We start from the raw sequence: 17,608 nt of genomic DNA on the forward strand, positions 1-17,608 counted from the left end.
TGTTATAGCTTGGAGTCTGGTTATGTTTGATCTCGTTGATATTCTTAATAGTAGCAAGGAAGAAAATGTCCAAGCTGAGAATCATGAATCAGTCATTTTTTTTAAATCGGACTACTGTAAGTCACTGATATGTGAAGCATATAGATACGAGGGGATGAAAGAGCCCGCAGTCGCTAAAAATAATGAAAAGTCAATTATAAAATATATAAACAGCCATGAAACTGAGGTGATTATTATAGAGCTGACAGACAGTGATGATGTCGTTCTAGATACTGAAAGAATCATCCCATACCTACCCAGCCATGCATCCGTTATTGTTATTGGCGATGAAGATGCTATTTCAACAATACGCGCGTTAAAAACTATCGGTGTTTATTACCTGTTTTGGCCAACATCGAAGCAAGAACTCATTGAGTTTATTTATAACGTATATGATAACCGCAAGCGACAAAGTGGCGTGGTTTCGAAACGAAGAGCTAAAAGAATATCAGTCGTTGGCTGCAAAGGTGGGATCGGATGCAGCCTGCTTGCAGCTGAACTAGCTTATGCACTTTCCAATTATAAGCAAGCATCGACAGTATTGGTCGATCACAACTACTGTGGTGGCAACCTGGATATTATGCTGGGTAAAAAAGGCCTAGAGAAACGAACATTGGCACCAGGAACTCTTATCCGGGCTCTGGATTTAACCTCGGCACAGTCGCTGCTTAGCCAAGTGTCCGAGAAAGTGCAGTTGCTTGCCATGGGGATCAATAATGGAATGGAGAACGAAAGTCATGATGAAATAAGGCAGTTTTCTGATTCCGCGATCAGCCTGATTTCCCGAGATGTTAATTTTGTAATTGAAGATGTATCTGCATCCGTTGGCTTTGAACCTAAGCCTGAATGGCTTTGTAGCCAGAGTGATTGCATCATTTTGCTGCTTGAACCTACGGTATCTTCACTGCGAGAGGCGGGCAGGTTCATCAAAGGTATTAACACTGCCATTGAAGCTCAGACTCATCCTGTCCGTTTGATTGTTGTGGTGAATAATAGTCGTGGCATGAAGATTGAAGCTGTTACCAATTCTGAAATTACGCATTATTTAAAACACAAAATTGATATTTATATTCCCTTTGAGCCAATGGGTGAAGATGTGATCTTACAAGGAAAACGCCTGCATGAGAGCAGCTCAAAACTGGCCAAGCCATTAAAGGCCCTGATAGCACTGATACTGGGCGAAAATAGAAAAAAAGAAACGATATTTGAGCGTTTGTTTAGTCGATAAGGCAGGACAAGTTATGCTGGAAGTCAAAGAGGTTTACATTCGGCTGAGAAGTCAAATTTTTGATGCTATTGATGCTGAAGCACTACAGAAGCTAACCAAAGAACAATTGGAGCAGCAGTTGTCTAATGCGGTAGCGCTGTTAGTCGAGAAAGAAAGTCTTCCTATTCCCGCCATACTCAAGAATGATTATGTCAAAAATCTAAGTGATGAATTGATTGGGCTCGGGCCCCTACAGACACTCATGGATGATGAAACGATTTCAGATATTATGGTTAACGGCCCAAATTGTGTCTTTATTGAACGAAGGGGGCTGGTAGAAAAATCGAAGGTGGTATTTATTGATGAACGTCAATTATTAGAAATAGCCAAGCGCATTGCGTCACGTGTTGGACGTCGCGTAGACGAATCACAGCCTATGTGTGATGCACGTTTAAGTGACGGTAGTCGTGTTAATATTGTTGTTCCTCCTATTGCCATTGATGGTACCTCTATATCTATTCGCAAATTCAAAAAGCAAAGTATTGATATTGATGCATTGGTAAATTTCCAATCAATGTCACCGGAAATGGCTCAGCTATTGAAGATAGCGGCGCATTGTCGGATCAATATTTTGATTTCTGGTGGTACAGGTTCAGGAAAAACAACCTTGCTGAATGCCCTTTCGCAATATATATCAGAAAAAGAGCGCATTGTGACTATTGAAGATGCGGCGGAACTCAAGCTACAGCAACCGCATGTGGTCCGTATGGAGACCAGGACAGCAGGGATTGAAAATACCGGGGCGATCGGTCAGCGAGAGTTAGTGATTAACTCACTGCGTATGCGTCCCGATCGCGTGATTGTTGGTGAGTGTCGTGGGCCGGAGGCGTTTGAAATGCTACAGGCAATGAATACTGGTCATGATGGTTCGATGTCAACGTTGCATGCGAATAGCCCACGTGATGCATTAGGGCGCGTGGAAAGCATGGTGATGATGGCGACAGCCAACCTTCCTTTAGAAGCCATTCGGCGCAATATTGTCAGTGCAGTCGATCTTATCGTTCAGATCAGTCGTATGCATGATGGGACCCGCAAGGTTATCAGCATTACTGAAGTTGTTGGTATGGAAGGGCAGAATGTTGTCATGGAAGAGATTTTCCGTTTTCAACCTTTACCGCAACAACAAGATGGTCGTGTCGCTGGTAATTTTATTACTGCAGGTCTAATGCAGCGCTCAGTATTGATGGAAAAGGCGAGATTCTTTGGCTTACATGAGCAGTTGGATTCAGCATTCAGGCGGGAGGCAGTATGATTTATATAGTCCTTATCGTTGTGGGCTTTGTTGTGATGATGCTCCCCAGAATAGATAGAAGGAATCGGCTTGATTTTTTGAATAAGGCAACTAAAACAGTATTTGTCAGTGATCTAAATAGCCGCGATGCGGTTGACATGGCAAGCTTAAAAGAGATAACCCTACTTCAAAGCTTGCGCAGTACGATATCAAATGTTTTTAAGCAGGTTGGCAACTTTGCTTTTATTAAAGTGTTTATATTTTATAGTGTAGTGATTGTTGCAAGTGTTTACATAAACGAAATTTTTCTAAAAGTGTCACCTTTTTTAGCTATCACAGTTAGCCTTATCGCCTCTACTTTTTTTGCAATTTCATGGTTAAGTAACCGACAGAAACAAGAGTTTGAAGCCTCTTTTCCTGATGCATTAAATATTTTGTTGGGTGCCGTTTCTTCGGGTGAAAGCTTGATGCATTCAATTATTTTCGTTGGAAACTCACTTGATACGGTGGTTGGTGCTGAGTTTAAGCGAATGGGGGAAAGGTTACAAATTGGCGAACCACCTGATGAGGTGTTTAGAAAAGCCTCTGAGCGTTTTCCTTACTCGCCATTCATTTTTTTTATAATTACTCTTCGTGCTAATATCAATCGCGGTGGTCAGTTAAAAGATGTGATGCGACGATTAAATCGTTTAATGTTTGATGCTCGAGCAGCAGATAAAAAGAAATATGCAATGACAGCAGAAGCAAGGATGTCTGCAAAAATTGTTGCTTCGATTCCTTTTGTATTCCTCTTTGGGCTTAGTTATTTAAATCCTAGTGACTTTGATTTTGTCATGAACCAACCTGAAGGTAAACCTATTCTTAATTACCTGTTAATTAGTGAATCAATTGGTATATTTATTATTTGGTTTCTAATGAAGGGAGTAAGATGATGGATGAGGCAGTGATGTTTCGACTTTTATTGTTTATAGGGATAGGCTTGGTTTGTTTAAGTTTTTTGATTGGGAGAAATAAAAAAAACCATATCAATTGGCTAAAAGAAAGTGAAGCAGAAGATAGTAATAAATTGTTATGGTTTAATGAGTTGTTATCTGTGCTGAGTACGACATTGTCACACAGATCGAAAGACATAAAGGAGAAGTTTATTCATGCTGGTTATTATGAAGCTAAGCATTATTGGTTATATTTACCAATGAAAATTGTACTTGTTGCTTTAGTATTGTTGGGGTGTTTTGTTTTTTATGATTATCTTGGCCTTGATAGTATGAGCAATAGGGTAATGGTTTCTGCTTTGCTCCTTTCCGCCATCATTCTTATACCTGATATGGTATTGGCGACTAAACGGAAGCTGCTTATTACCAGAACTTCAGGTCGTTTACCCTACTTGTTAGACTTAATGGCAGTTTGTGTTCAAACTGGTATGACGATTGAAGCCACTTTCTCATATCTCTCCATTGAGATGCGAAGTTTTGATAAAGATTTAGCATTTATATTAAAAAAAACCAATGACAGAGCACAGGTGGTTGGATTAGAAAAGGCATTGGATGAACTGCTTCTTCGTGTACCTTCTGATGAAATGCGTAGTTTTGTGTATACCTTAAAGCAAAGTATGAAATACGGAAGCTCCATTTATGAAGTGTTAACAAACTTAGCAAAAGATATTCGCGAAGTGCATATGTTAGGGCTCGAAGAAAAAATAGGAAAGTTATCGGCGAAAATGTCAATTCCTCTCATCTTGTTTATCATGTTCCCTATTGTAGTTTTGATTTCCGCTCCTGGATTAATGAGGATGATGGCTAATGCTTAGATTATTCATGCTAATTTTAATAATTGGGTTGGTTTCTGGTTGCTCATCTCAGACTAAACGCGATCAGGGTAATTTAACAAGACAGGAAAGTGAAGATTTGCTCAATGTCGCTGAGAATTACTTAGGTCTAATTGAGTTATATAAGGCTGACTTACAGGAAAATGACAATTTTGATACTCGTTATAAGTTAGCCTCAAATTATTTAAAAATTCATGATCCTGAGATGGCACTATTTTACCTTAAGCCTGTTTTGAAAAGTGACAAACTAGAAGCTAAATATATAAACCTTCAAGCCACGGCGCATTATGACATTGGAAATGTAACGTTGGCAAAAAAGATATTAGAAGATCTTGTTGCTGAATATCCAAATTATGCTAAGGCCTATAATTTTATCGGCATTATTGATGCGGAACAAGGACATTTAGTTGAAGCGAAGAACGCATTTAGAAAAGCCAGAGACCTGATGTTCGATGACGTGATGGTAAAAAATAATCTTGCCGTCATTGATTTAATTGAACAAAACTATGATTTGGCAATTAGCCGCTTATTGCCTCTGTATATAAATGGTAATACCGATGAGCGAGTAAAAGCCAATTTGCTTATCGCAATTGTCAAAGCAGGAAAGTTTGAGAAATTTAAAACGTTATTGAATACCAGCGATGAAGAGGAGGCCATCCAACTATTTCGTGTATTGTACGCAATGAAGCCTACAGGGAATAGTTCCCATGTTTACTAAACAGAAAGGTATGGTCTCGATAGAATTTGCATTAGGTTTCCTTGCTTTTTTTTCGATGATAGCATTTTGGGTTGAGGTTAGTTATATGGGTTATGTGTCTGCGGTGGTTGATTATACAAGTGCAGAGGCAAGCCGAAAATCAAGAAGTAGAAGCGAAGATGATTACAAGGCAATGTTTCAGGAAGTGCTCAGCGAGAGTGGTTCTCTGTGGTCTTCGTTTATAGATGTAAATAAACTAGACGTTGAAACTCGTTACTATGATAGCGTAACTAACTTAGTTGGCCAATTAGAGGCGGGCTCGGCTGACAACTCGGCTCTGGCTGTTTATTCCCTGGAATATAGATACACACCAATGTATACATTTTTCTTCACACAAGGTGAAACGGTGAATATATCTCGTGAAGTGATCACAATACAAGAGCACGAGAGGAGTAAATTCAATGAATAGTCAACACGGTACTTTTACTGTTGAATTTGCATTGGTTTCGGTTGGCTTTGTTTTACTCCTAGCATTTACCACTGATATTGTTGTAAATCAGTCAATGAAAGGCCGCTTGGATAGGCTTGCTTATTCTATTGTTAATATTATTAAAGAGCGGACTCAGTTATATAATGAAGAGGATATTCTTGATTCAGCCCAGATTGATGAGTTGTATTTGCTTATTGGCGAGTCATTAGAGAGAACCATGGGCGGCTATGATGCCAATAAGTTAGGTGCGTACTTTGAACAGCAAAAGTTTAATAATGATAAAACGACAATAAATCCAACTAATAATGTCCATCTGTTTTCCCGTGGCCAGTTGGCATGCACCCCAGAAAGTACCTTGCTGTCAGAAGAAAAACTATCGCCGACAACATCATGGGGACGCAGGGCGGTTCTATATAAAGTCACTATCTGCTATCAGGGTGATAACTGGTTTGGTGAATTGGTAGGTGATGATTTTTCATTTATTCGAACGAGTTCTATTATGTTAGGCCGTTAGCCTGAGGAGTATCTGCGATGAAAAGCTTAAATATCAGAAAACAGCAGGGTCTTGCAAGCGTATTGTTTGTTTTATTAATTCCTGCTTTGTTTGGATTTTTCGCTTTTAGCGTTGAAGGTATTCGTTATATTCATACCAAAGCTCGTTTGGCCGATGTTACTGAAATCGCTAGCTTAGCCCTTACCGCACGTGACAGTGAAGACGATGTTGGAAATATAGCATTGGTTAAAGATTATGTTGACTCACTGATGACAGATGCCAAAGACGATATAGTAATTAGCTTTACGCGCCTAACTTGTGATGAAATTCCAGGCTGTGGTACACCGGGTGTTTATGATGAGAGTGGCTTTAATTTTAGTGAGGTTCAGCTTTCTATTACCACCAAGCACGATACTTGGTTTAAAGCAAACTCTATTGATGATATCAGATTTGATGATGAACAGGTTTTCGAAGGGAAAGCGGTGGCCAGGAAATACCAGCCACAGCCGGTTGATGTGGTTTTTGTTACTGATTTTGGTTCCTCAATGAATCAAAATTTTATCGTTGATAGTAAATTTAATGAACTCACTGGGGTGTTAAGTGAAGTTGCTGAAGAAGTAGAGAGCTATACGGAAAATAGCGTAACAGGGAAAAATACTGTGGGTATGGCCCCATTTAATAGTTCAACGATAAAAAAAATTGGGGGTAGCAGGTGTATTATCACTCACTTGTGTCCTACCGGTCAGTCCGCCTGCGATGGTAGTAATATACCAAATAATGAAAGTGGAGTTGATTACAGCAAAACGTTAAATAAAATATTTGTAGAGAAAAATACATGTTTGACAGGCTCTAAGAAATTCAATTCTTTATCACTAACTACTGATGTAACCGGATTTATGAATGAAATCATTAATGATATGAGCCCCTCAGGTTTTTCACAAGCTAGCTATGACGGTTTAATAGAAGGGGCTCAAATTGTAGAAAAAGGCGATAACCCTCGGCGGTTACTTGTTTTTCTTTCTGATGGTACAGATAATCAAAATGGTTCAAAGGCTATTATGACGAAGTTAATTAATGACGGGCTTTGTAATGAAATCAGAAATACACTTGATCAGAAAACAACCTCAGAAGGTAAGAGTGTAATATCCAAAATTGCGGTTATTGGTATTGATTACGATTTTGAAAGCGATCCTACTCTTGCTAATTGTGCTGGCAGTGAAAATGTATTTACAGCCGCAAATATGACTGCAGTTAAAAATATATTGCTCAAATTGATTAGTGAAGAAATTGGCCGTTTATATTCCTACAATTAACTCAGCGAATACGCTGTTAATTTAGGGATTAGGGATTAGGGATTAGGGATGAAAATGAATAAAATTACCGTGATGATGTTTGCTACACTCTTACTAACAACTACTTCGGTGCACGCACAATTGAGTACTGATATTCTGTTCTATTGTGAAATTAACCAGGCACATAGCTATCGCCAGACGATGAAAATGGGAGAAGTTCGAGAAGTCACACTCAATGCGGGTGGCGTGGTTCAAGTGGAGCACAAGAAAACCTCTGAAGATTTTTCGCATTACTTATTACAACGTCTTATTGTGGGGGGGATTAGTAATAAGTGTGCCAAGATTTTAACAGAGAGCAGTTACGCACGGCTTGAAGAGCAATTCGATGGTTCTTTGGTTGCTCGATTGTATTTCGATTTCAATGAGTCTGAATTAAAGCCGCATGCCAAAGCGGTGTTGAGTATGATATTTGATCGCCTGCAAAAGGTTGATGAGACAATTTCAGTGGAAGGTCATGCCGATAGTATTGGATCTCGCCAGTACAACTTGAAGCTTGGGGTTAGACGCTCAGATGCTGTTGTTCAACAACTGCTGGCTATGGGAGCATCAAAATCTGACTTTAAGCGAATTTCATTTGGTGAATCGAAACCTATAGCCAGTAATAAGACAACACAGGGCCGAGAGTTGAACCGTCGGGTTGATGTAAAGCTCTAATATATTTGCCTTAACCTACAGAGGAGGATAGTTCTTAAACATCTCATAGACTTGCTCGTCAATAAACTCACCCCTTGATGATGGTGTCATGGTTTCGGTGAGCTTGCGCTGTGATATCGATCGCCAAACAATCTTATTGTTATCATTATTTATTAGTTCGACAACAAGCTTACCATATTTATATTCGCGATATCGTGACGGAGTACTGTAGGCAACCCCAACATTGCGGTGGGCATAACCAAAGCCAAAGCTGGTCCCATAAGACTGAAAATCAGACTGTTGCTGTATGTAGTGCCTGACCGTGAGATCGGCCGTGCTGTCTTCAGGCTTTAACCCTTTGCTGCTTAGTTGAGTGGTAATCGCATTTTCCACGCGCGTGGAATCAAGGCTTATTATGTTGTTGCCTGGTGGTGAGGCAAATTGGTAGGTTTTGAACTGATAGTAGTTAACCTGAGCATCAAAGTCAGTAGCCACATCGGAGCTACAGCCTACGAGAGCGACGCTTATCACGATAGTACGAAATAAAAGGGGCATAAGACGCGTCCTTAGGAAATACTACAGCTCTAGTATAGCAAAGCGGATCTTTACAGCTGCGACGTGATCAACCGCATAATTCATGTTGACAGAAGCTAGGGTACTTACCTATCATCGTTATTCGACGATGAACGAAAGGTTGAGAAAATGGCTTGTGTAACCGTATTGGATGGTATTGAAATTGATGAAGCGAAAGAGCTGGCACTGGCAGGTGCAGCCAAAGCTTTGTCACATCCGGCCAGGGTACGAATTCTCCGCATTTTAACCAGACAGCAAGGTTGCCTTAACAGTGATCTCGTTGGTGAGCTGGGCTTGGCCCAATCAACCGTTTCCGAACACTTGCGTATTTTGAAAGCTGCCGGCCTTGTGATTGCCGAGCCGAAACCACCTAGAACATGCTTCACGGTGAATAAGGAAAAGCTGGATGAATTTCGGACGTTGTTGTCATATTTATAATCATTGAGTTGTGTATAAACGTGAGGTCATCATTGATGGCCTTTTTAAAGAAAAAATCAATCGTTAATCGACGATTGGCTATGTTGTTGATATCAATATCATAGCCAAACGTCATTCAAGTGGTGAAGGCATGGGTATTTTTGAGCGTTTTCTAAGTATATGGGTCGGACTGGGCATGATTGCCGGTCTCGCTGGTGGTTCGTTGTTTCCTGAAGCATTCGCATTTATGGGCGGTTTGCAGTATGCGCAGATCAATATGGTGATTGCCGTTCTGATTTGGTTAATGATTTACCCGATGATGATGCAGGTGGATTTCAAAGCCGTCCGCGACATCCATCGTAGGCCGAAGGGACTTATCATCACAATTGCGGTCAACTGGCTAATCAAACCTTTCACAATGGCGTTATTGGCAATGCTGTTCATGCGCTATGTTTTTGGAGATTGGATTTCACCAGCACTGGGCGAAGAGTATATTGCAGGTATGATTTTGCTAGGTGTAGCCCCTTGTACTGCGATGGTATTCGTGTGGAGCCAGCTAACAAAAGGGGATGCAAACTATACCGTTGCTCAGGTAGCGATTAATGATCTGATCATGGTTGTTGCTTTTGCCCCTATTGCCGCATTTTTGCTGGGTGTCACTGATGTGACCGTTCCTTGGGATACATTATTGCTGTCAGTTAGCTTGTTTGTTGTGATCCCTCTAATTGCTGGTGCGCTGACTCGCCAGTTGGTACGCAACAAAACGAAGCTAAATAAGTTATCGGCCACGATGAAGCCGCTTTCAATCATGGGTTTGGTGGGTACGGTTATTCTTCTATTTGGCTTTCAGGCACAGACTATCCTTGATAACCCGGTTGATATTGTGCTGATTGCGATTCCGTTGTTGATCCAAACGTATTTGATTTTTGCTGTTACATACATCTGGATGAAAAAGTGGAAGCAACCGCACTGTGTTGCCGCACCAGGCAGCATGATTGGTGCATCTAACTTCTTTGAGCTGGCCGTTGCTGTTGCTATTAGTTTGTTTGGCATCCACTCTGGTGCAGCATTGGCGACAGTGGTAGGGGTACTTGTAGAAGTGCCTGTGATGCTTTCGCTAGTGGCTTATGCCAATAGAACAAAAAATCAGTTCGAATCAGAATCGGAACTGCGCAGTGTGTAGTTAATTCGGGTGTTGTAAACCAGGCATGGTACGTGGTTTAAACATAAAGAAGGCCTCTTGCCCGCTTAGGGAGAGAGGTCTTTATTCATTCGGCAACCTGAAACCGTCGTTGAACTCAATGGATCTAACCTCTCGGAATCGAATACTGTCAGTGACTTTGTTGCAATACGGGAACTGGCAATAGATAGCAAACTCTTTGTGCAAACCATTATCGACAAACGCATCCAAAATATCTTTGGTATCAGCAATTAGTATTTTATCTTCCATGGAGTCAACTCGCGCGGCTAGTTTTGGCTAAGTGTAGGAAGAAAAATACAAGGTGGCTAGTTTTAGCCACCTTGAAGTAGTTTGGGTATAGTGCTTTGTTGCTATACCGTTAGTACGACTTTACCTATGGCTTGGCCTGATTCCAGGTGTTGGTGTGCCTGTGAAACATCCCATATAGAGAAATTAGTGTTATCGATTAACGGAGTGATTTTCCCATTATCAACAAGCGTGGCAATTTGAGTTAAAATCTCACCGTGGGTTTTACGGTTTAGCCCATGAACCAACGGTATTAGCATTAATACGCTATGGAAGCTCAGGCTTTTTAGGGCAACCTGTAGAACATCATTGACAGGCAATGTCGTTGCAACTGCACCATTAAAACGCGCTGCCTCAAAACTTCGCTGAATGTTCTCACCCGCGATAGTGTCAAAAATGGCATCAAAACCAGTGCCGTTAGTGTACTGGTCGACATAGCTCTGAACATCTTGAACAGCAGCGTTGACAATGTTGTCGGCACCCAGTGTTGATGCTATCTCTAAGTTGTGAGGGAGTGAGGTTGCCGTGACATTGGCTCCAAGATGCTTGGCAAGCTGGATTGCAATATGGCCAACACCGCCTGTTGCGCCATGGATTAGCACGTTATCACTGGCCTTCACTTTTAACTTATCAACTAAAGCTTCCCAAGCTGTAATTGAGACTAGAGGAAGAGCAGCGGCTTCACGCATGCTGAGTGATTTTGGTTTCAATGCCATTAAATCTGCATCGACAAGCATGAATTCAGCTAGGGCTCCATCAGTTCCTGCTATCCCGCCGGCGCAGCCATAAACTTCGTCACCAATGTTAAAGCCTGTTATGTCGTCACCGATTTCAGTGATCACGCCGGCTACGTCACCATGGAGTACTTCTGGCAAGTTTTCCGACCAAGGGGTTTCTGCCGAACGAAGCATGGTATCAAGTGGGTTCACACTGGTTGCTTTAACCGCAATAATCATATGCCCGGTTTTGACTTGTGGTTTCTCTCTTTCAACATGTTGAAATACTTCGCTGTTTCCGAGTGACTTGATGATCATCGCTTTCATAATATTAACCTCAGTGGCGTTTTGTTTGGATGGCGCCATCATAATTATTGCGGACGTGGCTAACAATGCGGCTATCAACAAGATACTTTTGCTTTTTAAGCAATGGAGGTTTAATGTTGTCGAAAAGCCCAACGTTCAAGGTTAGCCATGATCACACGATTACAATATTTTAACTGCGTTGTGGAGACAGGCAGTATATCTGAGGCTAGTCGGCTCTTTGATGTGCAGCCGTCATCAATATCGCGGCAGATTGCAGCACTCGAAAAAGATCTTGGTGTAAGGCTGCTAAACCGGACAACCCGTAATTTAGGTCTCACCGAAGCTGGCCAGCGATATTATGCCTATTCGCAACGGATAGTGGCGGAGCTTGATGAGGCCAAACGTGCAGTTAATGATTTACAGCAAAGTCCAAGAGGAAAACTCAGGGTTAGTATGACTGTGGGCTTTGGTGAATCAGTGGTATTACCATTGATTCCTGGCTTTTTACATCAATACCCGGATATCGATGTTGATTTAGAACTCACTGAGCGAGTTGTAGATTTAGTTGAAGAAAATATTGATGTGGCGATACGTAGTGGTCGGTTGCCTGATTCAACCATGATTGCGAAAAAGCTGTTACCAAATAATTTCCTACTGTGTGCAAGCCCTGAATACCTGTCCAGCAGGGGTACCCCAGATTCACCCCATGCATTAAATAATCATCTGTGTATTCGTTATGGTTATACGGGGTGGCGGGAATGGTTTCTGATGGGCGAGACGGTGGAGCGTCTCGATGTTCAAAGCGATATAACAGTCAATACCGTTAATGGGCAGAAGCAATTGCTGCTCAGTCACGCCGGGTTAGCGTTAATGCCATTGTGGGCTGTCAAAAAAGAGCTCAAGCAAGGCGAGTTGGTTCATGTCTTGCCGCAGCATACTTTTAGCCCGTATGAGGTGATGAGCTCAACCTATGCGATATACCTCAAACGTGAACTCGTTTCTCCAAAGATACGGGTGTTTATTGATTATCTGAGCCGACATATGTGATGTGATTCGCAAAAATAGATGCTTTAAATCTATGCTTACTACCATGCCAGAAGGTAAACCAGAGTGTTCAATCGCTTTCATCGGTTAACAGGTAGGGGTATCGCACAGTATGAAACGACCCAAGCTTTTATTTGTAATCGCATGTGTACTAACAGCTTCTTGTATCAGTGACTTATATTCAAAACCTGCGCCAACCAGCTCAGAGGATATCTCGACGATTTCGGAGAAGTATGTCAAGGCGACACGAGGAGGTGTACTGGATTTAACTGCTGTGGTTCCGGGTAAAGTTTATCACCCACGTGACGGCTATATCAGTTATGAGCGTTTGTGGTGCCTCGACGAACAAAGGGGCTCCCTTGAAGAATACCTCAAGCTAATGGCGAGTGTTTGCGATCTCAAAGATGGGGTGATTAGGGGGGAGTGGTGTGTCTCTTTGAATCATAACCTGCCGTTATTTAGCGCCACCATTGAACAGAACGGCACAACTTGCACGGGGGGAGATTTAACTACCATCATTCACACCATTGAACCGATTTCTTCTGCGACTGCCAGTGAATGGCAAATAACCGCAGAAGCGTTTGGTTATCAGCGAGATACAAATAATAACAAGTAATAGTTAACCAAGGTTTAGTGTCCAACTTTGCAGTAGCCTTGAACTAAGTTCATCAACTAATGACTGAGTACTTGGTGATATATAGGTACTGTTTGCTCTGATGATATGAGGTAGCTGGCTACGCTTTGTTATATCGTAGGTATAATATCGGTTGTTATCAGCGAGACTGAATATCACTCTTTTTGCATCATCTTGATTTGGAATAGAGAAAAGGCCCGAGGGTGATACCGTGAAGAAGAGTTCATTCGGATACTGATATAGCATCTTTTCTGCATATGCTTGAGAAAAACTCTCTTTGATCTCAGCGTTATTATAGACGTCAGCGTATGGTTGAACGGGTGATGCAACTTGATTTAGCTGGCTGATAAACGCATCTGAACGGGTATCAATTCGGAAATACTGGTTGAGTAAACCCATATCGATAGTGTTATTGCGTTGTTGCAGTACATCAGTTAGCTCTTGTTGATAACGAGAGAGCAGCACTGCTGACTCATCCTCACTAATATACCTCTTTTCCCGTAATGCCTGACGAGACTGTGCCAATTGATATTTAAGGTTATCCGGGAAATACTGCTTGTTGTCTGAAGTATCAAAATAGCCGCTGAGTTGCGTCATTGATTGCCATATTTCTGGTGCGTAGTTATCAATAATCCGTGAGGCTTGCTTCTTCATATCCGCTGGAAAAGCAGAAAGCAACTGGTCTCGGTTAATATAGACGCAGTTCTTACGAATTGTTGTCAGCAATTCTGACATGCCTTTATATTGGCGACATATATCATGAGGCTGATCATCATAACTGAACTTCAGATCATTAATGATTTTGATATTAGGATCATGCCTGTCGATAACTTGCTGCAAAGACTGGCGAAGAGTGTCGTTGAGCTGATTGTATTGACTGGATGTGTACTTGATTTTTTCTGTCAGTACTTGAATTTTATCGTGGTAAATGGCTTCAGGGGTTTCAAGAAAATGAATCTTTTTGTTTAACTTATCAATTGAAGATCTGTAACAGTCCAGATCTTTGTCGATCTCACGCTGCATTCCCTTGGCAATTAAGTCGACATTATTTAAATAACTTAAGTAGCGATTCTGTGCAGCCTCTAAGGTTGCAATCAAAAGTGTCGCTTCAGGCAACGCTGTTTCCCTGAACAACTCTTTTAACTCAGAAAGCTCGCCAAGAAAGTTAGGGTGTTGTAGCCAATGGTGCTCGATAAGCCGTTTTGATAGAACATGGATATGGACGAACTCATCAGGAGGTGAAAGTAAATTGTTCTGCTCTGTAATGACAAACCCAGAAATGGCTACATTCTGATTGTCAGGATGTATATCAAATGATGTCAGATCGAGTTGGCTTTCTGCTTTACATGCCACCAGACCACATATGGTTGATAACAAACACAACTTACCAATAACATTCATATCTACTGTCACCTAACCAGGTTTCACATTTATTTGCTGGAGTTTACCGAGAATAATGCACTATGCAATTAGTTTATGTTGTTGTTTTGAATGGTTGCATAATAAAAGACCATTTGGGAATAACTAGGGAGCCATTTGGAAATCACCTAGGCTTGAAACCAATAGTTTTGATTGAAAATTAGCCTTTTGTTGGTTATGTGTTAAATTTAACTGGACAGACCAGATAAGGATGATCACCATGACATGGAACAAACTGGAAGTGACAGAAGAACAGGGTATCGTGACTGTTGCTCTGAATAGGCCCGATAAACACAACGCTCTGGATATGGAAATGTTCCGTGAGTTAGATTTAGTGAGTAAGCAACTAAGAAAACGTAAAGATATTCGTGCCGTGATCTTAACCGGAAACGGAGGCACATTCAGTAGCGGGTTGGATATCAAAAGTGTGGCGACATCGAAAAGTAAAGCGCTGCGCCTATTGGCCAAAGTACTGCCTGGCAATGCAAATATGGCCCAGCGGGTGTCTAGGAACTGGCGGTTGATTCCTGTTCCTGTCATAGCCGTGATTGAAGGGCGCTGTTATGGTGGTGGCCTGCAGGTTGTAATGGGGGCTGATTTCAGGTTTGTGACGCCAGATAGTGAGCTATCCATCATGGAAGTGCGCTGGGGGCTTGTACCGGATATGGCTGGCTTGCTGTCGTTAAGGGAAGTTGTAGCAAAAGATGTGGCGATGAAGCTAACGATGACAGGTGAGATCGTCTCTGGCGAAGATGCCCGTAAAATTTCTTTGGTTACCGATGTCAGTGAGAACCCGATGGCAGCGGCCAAGGCGTTTTGCCGCAAGATTTCACAGGCATCACCTGATGCTTTAGCCGCGATAAAACATACCACGAATCATTGCTGGACAGGCAGTGAACGAAATCTGCTGGCGCGAGAAACCTTTAGTCAGATAAGGCTGCTACTTGGTCGTAACTTTTTTATTGCCGGTAAGCGTCAGCGTTCAAAAACAGATATTGACTACCAGCATCGCCAGTCATTTTGGTAACCCGAGTCGATAATAGTTGGAGGTGCTAGATGCACCTCCAATTATTGATTGCTTTTGTGTTCGATGATTCACTGAATCGGAGGGTAAATCGCCTTATACTTAACAGTAAATATATTCTCTGAGGGCGAGCAATTGCGACAAAGTGATAAAGACACACTGAAAGTGATTGGCTTCATTTGCTTGTTTACCCTCGCGATACATATTGCCAATGTATTCTTCCGTGGGCAGTTAAACGATTATGGCTTGCTGCCCCGTCACTTTAGCCATTTTACCGGTATTGTTGCCTACCCGTTTTTGCACGGCTCTTGGGCCCACCTTCTTAGCAATTTAATCTCGTTCTCCGTATTAGGTTATTTAGTCTCCAATTCTGGCCTGGCACGCTTCATGGCTGTTTTTTTGATTAGCTGGGTAGGGAGTGGTATCGGGGTTTGGCTATTTGGTCGAATGCACTTTCATGTAGGGTTAAGTGGCATTATTTACGGCCTGTGGGCATATTTATTGGTGTATGCCATTATGTATCGCAGTATTAAATCAATCGCTATTGCCGTCATCGTTATGTTTCTTTACGGTTCGATGGTGTGGGGATTTATTCCTGCACATAGTTGGATCAGTTACGAAAGCCATTTCTTTGGTGCGTTGGCTGGCGTATTGGCTGGCTATATATTTGCCAGGCGTGATAAACAGCGAGAGCCAGCAACGTAAGATAGGTTGGTTAGCCCGTTATGAGCACGCTTTTTAATAGAATATGGGTTATCAGAATATAGGAGCTGTAATGTTAATTACCTTTAGTTGTAAAGCGAGTGGCAATATTGTCATGTTCGGTGATGTGGCCAAGCAAATGCTGAAAATGATGGGGTATTGTGAAAGTGTACCAGGTGCCATTTATCCAGAGGATATTCCAATGGCGCTTGCCCATTTGCAACAGGCAATCAACAGATTTCACCAACAAGAAGTTGATGCTCAGAAAAGCGGAGATCTACCAGAAGGGGACATCGATGATCTTGATGAACAGGATGTTGAGCCTGTGATTGGCCTCAATACCCGCGCATTGCCTTTAATTGAGATGTTAAAAGCGGCAGAGAAAGAGCAGTGTCACATTATGTGGGAATAACCGTTGGCACAGGGCAGCATGAGATAATTTATTGGACAATATGCAAAGGAGCAAAGGGATCATCACTGGGATCATTGATCCAGATATACTCTGCTTCGATTGCCGTTTTTCGGGCTGTTTCCTCGTCAAGAAGGTGGGCGATCACTGCCAGTGATAAATCAATGCCTGCCGAAACCCCTGATGAGGTAAAAACCTTTCCGTCTTTGACCCAGCGGGCGACGGGGTACCAGTTAATCTCTGAGCCGAAACCCGTCACCCAGCGGTAGCGCTTTTTGTTGGTCGTTGCGGATTTATTCTTGAGTGCCCCTGCCTGTGCCAGTAGTGCGGCTCCCGTTCCGATAGAGCAGATATAATTGGCGTTGTTGCTTTGCTGCTGCAACCAATCAATTAATAGTGTGTTTGAAACAGCCTGAATCGCTCCGGCGCCACCAGGTACTAGCAAGATATCACTTTGATGGGAGTTATATATACTGAAATCGGCTACCAGTTTAGGACCCTGCATACTGGTTACCGGCCTACCGAGCTGGGATACAAACTGGATGTTAAAGTGCTCGGGAAGTAACCCAAACATTTCCAGAGGACCTGAGACTTCCAGTAAATCAAACTGCTCAAAGAGCAATGCGGTTACTGTAAATTGCTGTATTGACCGTTCAGATTGGCTTTCTGGCATAGTTATCCAATGTTAATTGATATCTCGGTAGTTAAAGCATAGCGTTAGGCGGTAGCATTCGATGCCGCAGGTTGGTGAATAACACTCGAATTATTACGTCAGAGACAAGCCGCCATCAACAAGTAATAACGATAGTCTAAATCTGAAGACGTGGGGACAGGAGAGATGAAATATGGGT

21 protein-coding genes are annotated in these 17,608 nt (G+C 42.0%); 16 read left to right on the forward strand and 5 right to left on the reverse strand.

Features of this window, described 5'->3' with window-relative positions:
- The first annotated feature begins 22 nt into the window (after positions 1-22).
- From AC51G0_RS28260 to AC51G0_RS28300, 9 genes are read left to right on the forward strand one after another with little or no spacing between them, the layout of a single operon-like run.
- The gene (locus AC51G0_RS28260) at positions 23-1,267 is read left to right on the forward strand and encodes a CpaE/TadZ family protein (protein WP_496302866.1); all 1,245 of its coding nucleotides are present in this window, start codon (positions 23-25) and stop codon (positions 1,265-1,267) included.
- Between the two features lie 13 nt (positions 1,268-1,280).
- Positions 1,281-2,558, forward strand: a complete 1,278-nt coding sequence (locus AC51G0_RS28265; protein WP_496302867.1) for a TadA family conjugal transfer-associated ATPase — start codon at positions 1,281-1,283, stop codon at positions 2,556-2,558.
- A complete protein-coding gene (locus tag AC51G0_RS28270; protein WP_496302868.1) occupies positions 2,555-3,469 on the forward strand; it encodes a type II secretion system F family protein in 915 nt (304 codons plus the stop codon). The genes AC51G0_RS28265 and AC51G0_RS28270 overlap by 4 nt, the downstream gene beginning before the upstream one ends.
- Positions 3,466-4,344 carry a type II secretion system F family protein gene (locus tag AC51G0_RS28275; protein WP_496302869.1) on the forward strand — a complete coding sequence of 293 codons (879 nt, stop codon included), beginning with the start codon at positions 3,466-3,468 and terminating at the stop codon, positions 4,342-4,344. The genes AC51G0_RS28270 and AC51G0_RS28275 overlap by 4 nt, the downstream gene beginning before the upstream one ends.
- Positions 4,337-5,080 (forward strand): tetratricopeptide repeat protein, encoded by a 744-nt coding sequence (locus AC51G0_RS28280; protein ID WP_496302870.1) that lies wholly within the window; start codon positions 4,337-4,339, stop codon positions 5,078-5,080. Before AC51G0_RS28275 ends, AC51G0_RS28280 begins: the two co-directional genes overlap by 8 nt.
- On the forward strand, positions 5,070-5,528 hold the full coding sequence (locus tag AC51G0_RS28285; protein WP_496302871.1) for a TadE/TadG family type IV pilus assembly protein: 459 nt from the start codon (positions 5,070-5,072) through the stop codon (positions 5,526-5,528). The genes AC51G0_RS28280 and AC51G0_RS28285 overlap by 11 nt, the downstream gene beginning before the upstream one ends.
- Positions 5,521-6,063, forward strand: coding sequence for a tight adherence pilus pseudopilin TadF (tadF, locus tag AC51G0_RS28290; protein WP_496302872.1), 543 nt, complete (start codon positions 5,521-5,523; stop codon positions 6,061-6,063). Before AC51G0_RS28285 ends, tadF begins: the two co-directional genes overlap by 8 nt.
- A 17-nt stretch (positions 6,064-6,080) precedes the next feature.
- Positions 6,081-7,355: a TadE family protein gene (locus tag AC51G0_RS28295; protein WP_496302873.1), complete on the forward strand. Its 1,275-nt coding sequence runs from the start codon at positions 6,081-6,083 to the stop codon at positions 7,353-7,355.
- A gap of 48 nt (positions 7,356-7,403) precedes the next feature.
- On the forward strand, positions 7,404-8,048 hold the full coding sequence (locus AC51G0_RS28300; protein ID WP_496302874.1) for an OmpA family protein: 645 nt from the start codon (positions 7,404-7,406) through the stop codon (positions 8,046-8,048).
- 15 nt (positions 8,049-8,063) lie between these two features.
- Here AC51G0_RS28300 and AC51G0_RS28305 read toward each other — a convergent pair whose 3' ends face one another.
- A complete protein-coding gene (locus AC51G0_RS28305; protein WP_496302875.1) occupies positions 8,064-8,582 on the reverse strand; it encodes a DUF4136 domain-containing protein in 519 nt (172 codons plus the stop codon).
- Between the two features lie 147 nt (positions 8,583-8,729).
- On the opposite strand from AC51G0_RS28305, the gene AC51G0_RS28310 reads away from it, so the two are divergent.
- Together AC51G0_RS28310 and arsB are read left to right on the forward strand one after the other, a co-directional pair.
- On the forward strand, positions 8,730-9,038 hold the full coding sequence (locus tag AC51G0_RS28310) for an ArsR/SmtB family transcription factor (RefSeq protein WP_496302876.1): 309 nt from the start codon (positions 8,730-8,732) through the stop codon (positions 9,036-9,038).
- Between the two features lie 130 nt (positions 9,039-9,168).
- The gene (arsB, locus tag AC51G0_RS28315) at positions 9,169-10,200 is read left to right on the forward strand and encodes an ACR3 family arsenite efflux transporter (RefSeq protein WP_496302877.1); all 1,032 of its coding nucleotides are present in this window, start codon (positions 9,169-9,171) and stop codon (positions 10,198-10,200) included.
- Between the two features lie 81 nt (positions 10,201-10,281).
- Here the strand turns inward: arsB and AC51G0_RS28320 are convergent, their stop codons facing one another.
- Both AC51G0_RS28320 and AC51G0_RS28325 read right to left on the reverse strand, forming a co-directional pair.
- Positions 10,282-10,467: a hypothetical protein gene (locus tag AC51G0_RS28320; RefSeq protein WP_496302878.1), complete on the reverse strand. Its 186-nt coding sequence runs from the start codon at positions 10,465-10,467 to the stop codon at positions 10,282-10,284.
- 101 nt (positions 10,468-10,568) lie between these two features.
- Positions 10,569-11,546 (reverse strand): zinc-dependent alcohol dehydrogenase family protein, encoded by a 978-nt coding sequence (locus AC51G0_RS28325; protein ID WP_496302879.1) that lies wholly within the window; start codon positions 11,544-11,546, stop codon positions 10,569-10,571.
- A gap of 147 nt (positions 11,547-11,693) precedes the next feature.
- Here AC51G0_RS28325 and AC51G0_RS28330 point away from each other — a divergent pair, with 147 nt between their 5' ends.
- A complete protein-coding gene (locus tag AC51G0_RS28330) occupies positions 11,694-12,572 on the forward strand; it encodes a LysR family transcriptional regulator (RefSeq protein ID WP_496302880.1) in 879 nt (292 codons plus the stop codon).
- 109 nt (positions 12,573-12,681) lie between these two features.
- Entirely contained in the window at positions 12,682-13,185 is a 504-nt protein-coding gene (locus AC51G0_RS28335; RefSeq protein WP_496302881.1) for a hypothetical protein, read from the forward strand.
- Positions 13,186-13,188: 3 nt separating this feature from the next.
- On the opposite strand, the gene AC51G0_RS28340 is transcribed toward AC51G0_RS28335, so the two are convergent.
- On the reverse strand, positions 13,189-14,604 hold the full coding sequence (locus tag AC51G0_RS28340; RefSeq protein WP_496302882.1) for a hypothetical protein: 1,416 nt from the start codon (positions 14,602-14,604) through the stop codon (positions 13,189-13,191).
- A gap of 238 nt (positions 14,605-14,842) precedes the next feature.
- Here AC51G0_RS28340 and AC51G0_RS28345 point away from each other — a divergent pair, with 238 nt between their 5' ends.
- The 3 genes from AC51G0_RS28345 to AC51G0_RS28355 all read left to right on the forward strand — a co-directional run bounded on the left by AC51G0_RS28345 (position 14,843) and on the right by AC51G0_RS28355 (position 16,760).
- Entirely contained in the window at positions 14,843-15,649 is an 807-nt protein-coding gene (locus AC51G0_RS28345; protein ID WP_496302883.1) for a crotonase/enoyl-CoA hydratase family protein, read from the forward strand.
- A 132-nt stretch (positions 15,650-15,781) separates the two neighbouring features.
- On the forward strand, positions 15,782-16,351 hold the full coding sequence (locus AC51G0_RS28350) for a rhomboid family intramembrane serine protease (RefSeq protein WP_496302884.1): 570 nt from the start codon (positions 15,782-15,784) through the stop codon (positions 16,349-16,351).
- Positions 16,352-16,421: 70 nt separating this feature from the next.
- Positions 16,422-16,760 carry a DUF1840 domain-containing protein gene (locus AC51G0_RS28355; protein ID WP_496302885.1) on the forward strand — a complete coding sequence of 113 codons (339 nt, stop codon included), beginning with the start codon at positions 16,422-16,424 and terminating at the stop codon, positions 16,758-16,760.
- 28 nt (positions 16,761-16,788) lie between these two features.
- Here AC51G0_RS28355 and AC51G0_RS28360 read toward each other — a convergent pair whose 3' ends face one another.
- Complete coding sequence (locus tag AC51G0_RS28360; protein ID WP_496302886.1) at positions 16,789-17,430, reverse strand: DJ-1/PfpI family protein; 642 nt, start codon at positions 17,428-17,430, stop codon at positions 16,789-16,791.
- Positions 17,431-17,608: the final 178 nt, after the last annotated feature.

This window comes from Photobacterium sp. HL06 (assembly GCF_059552575.1).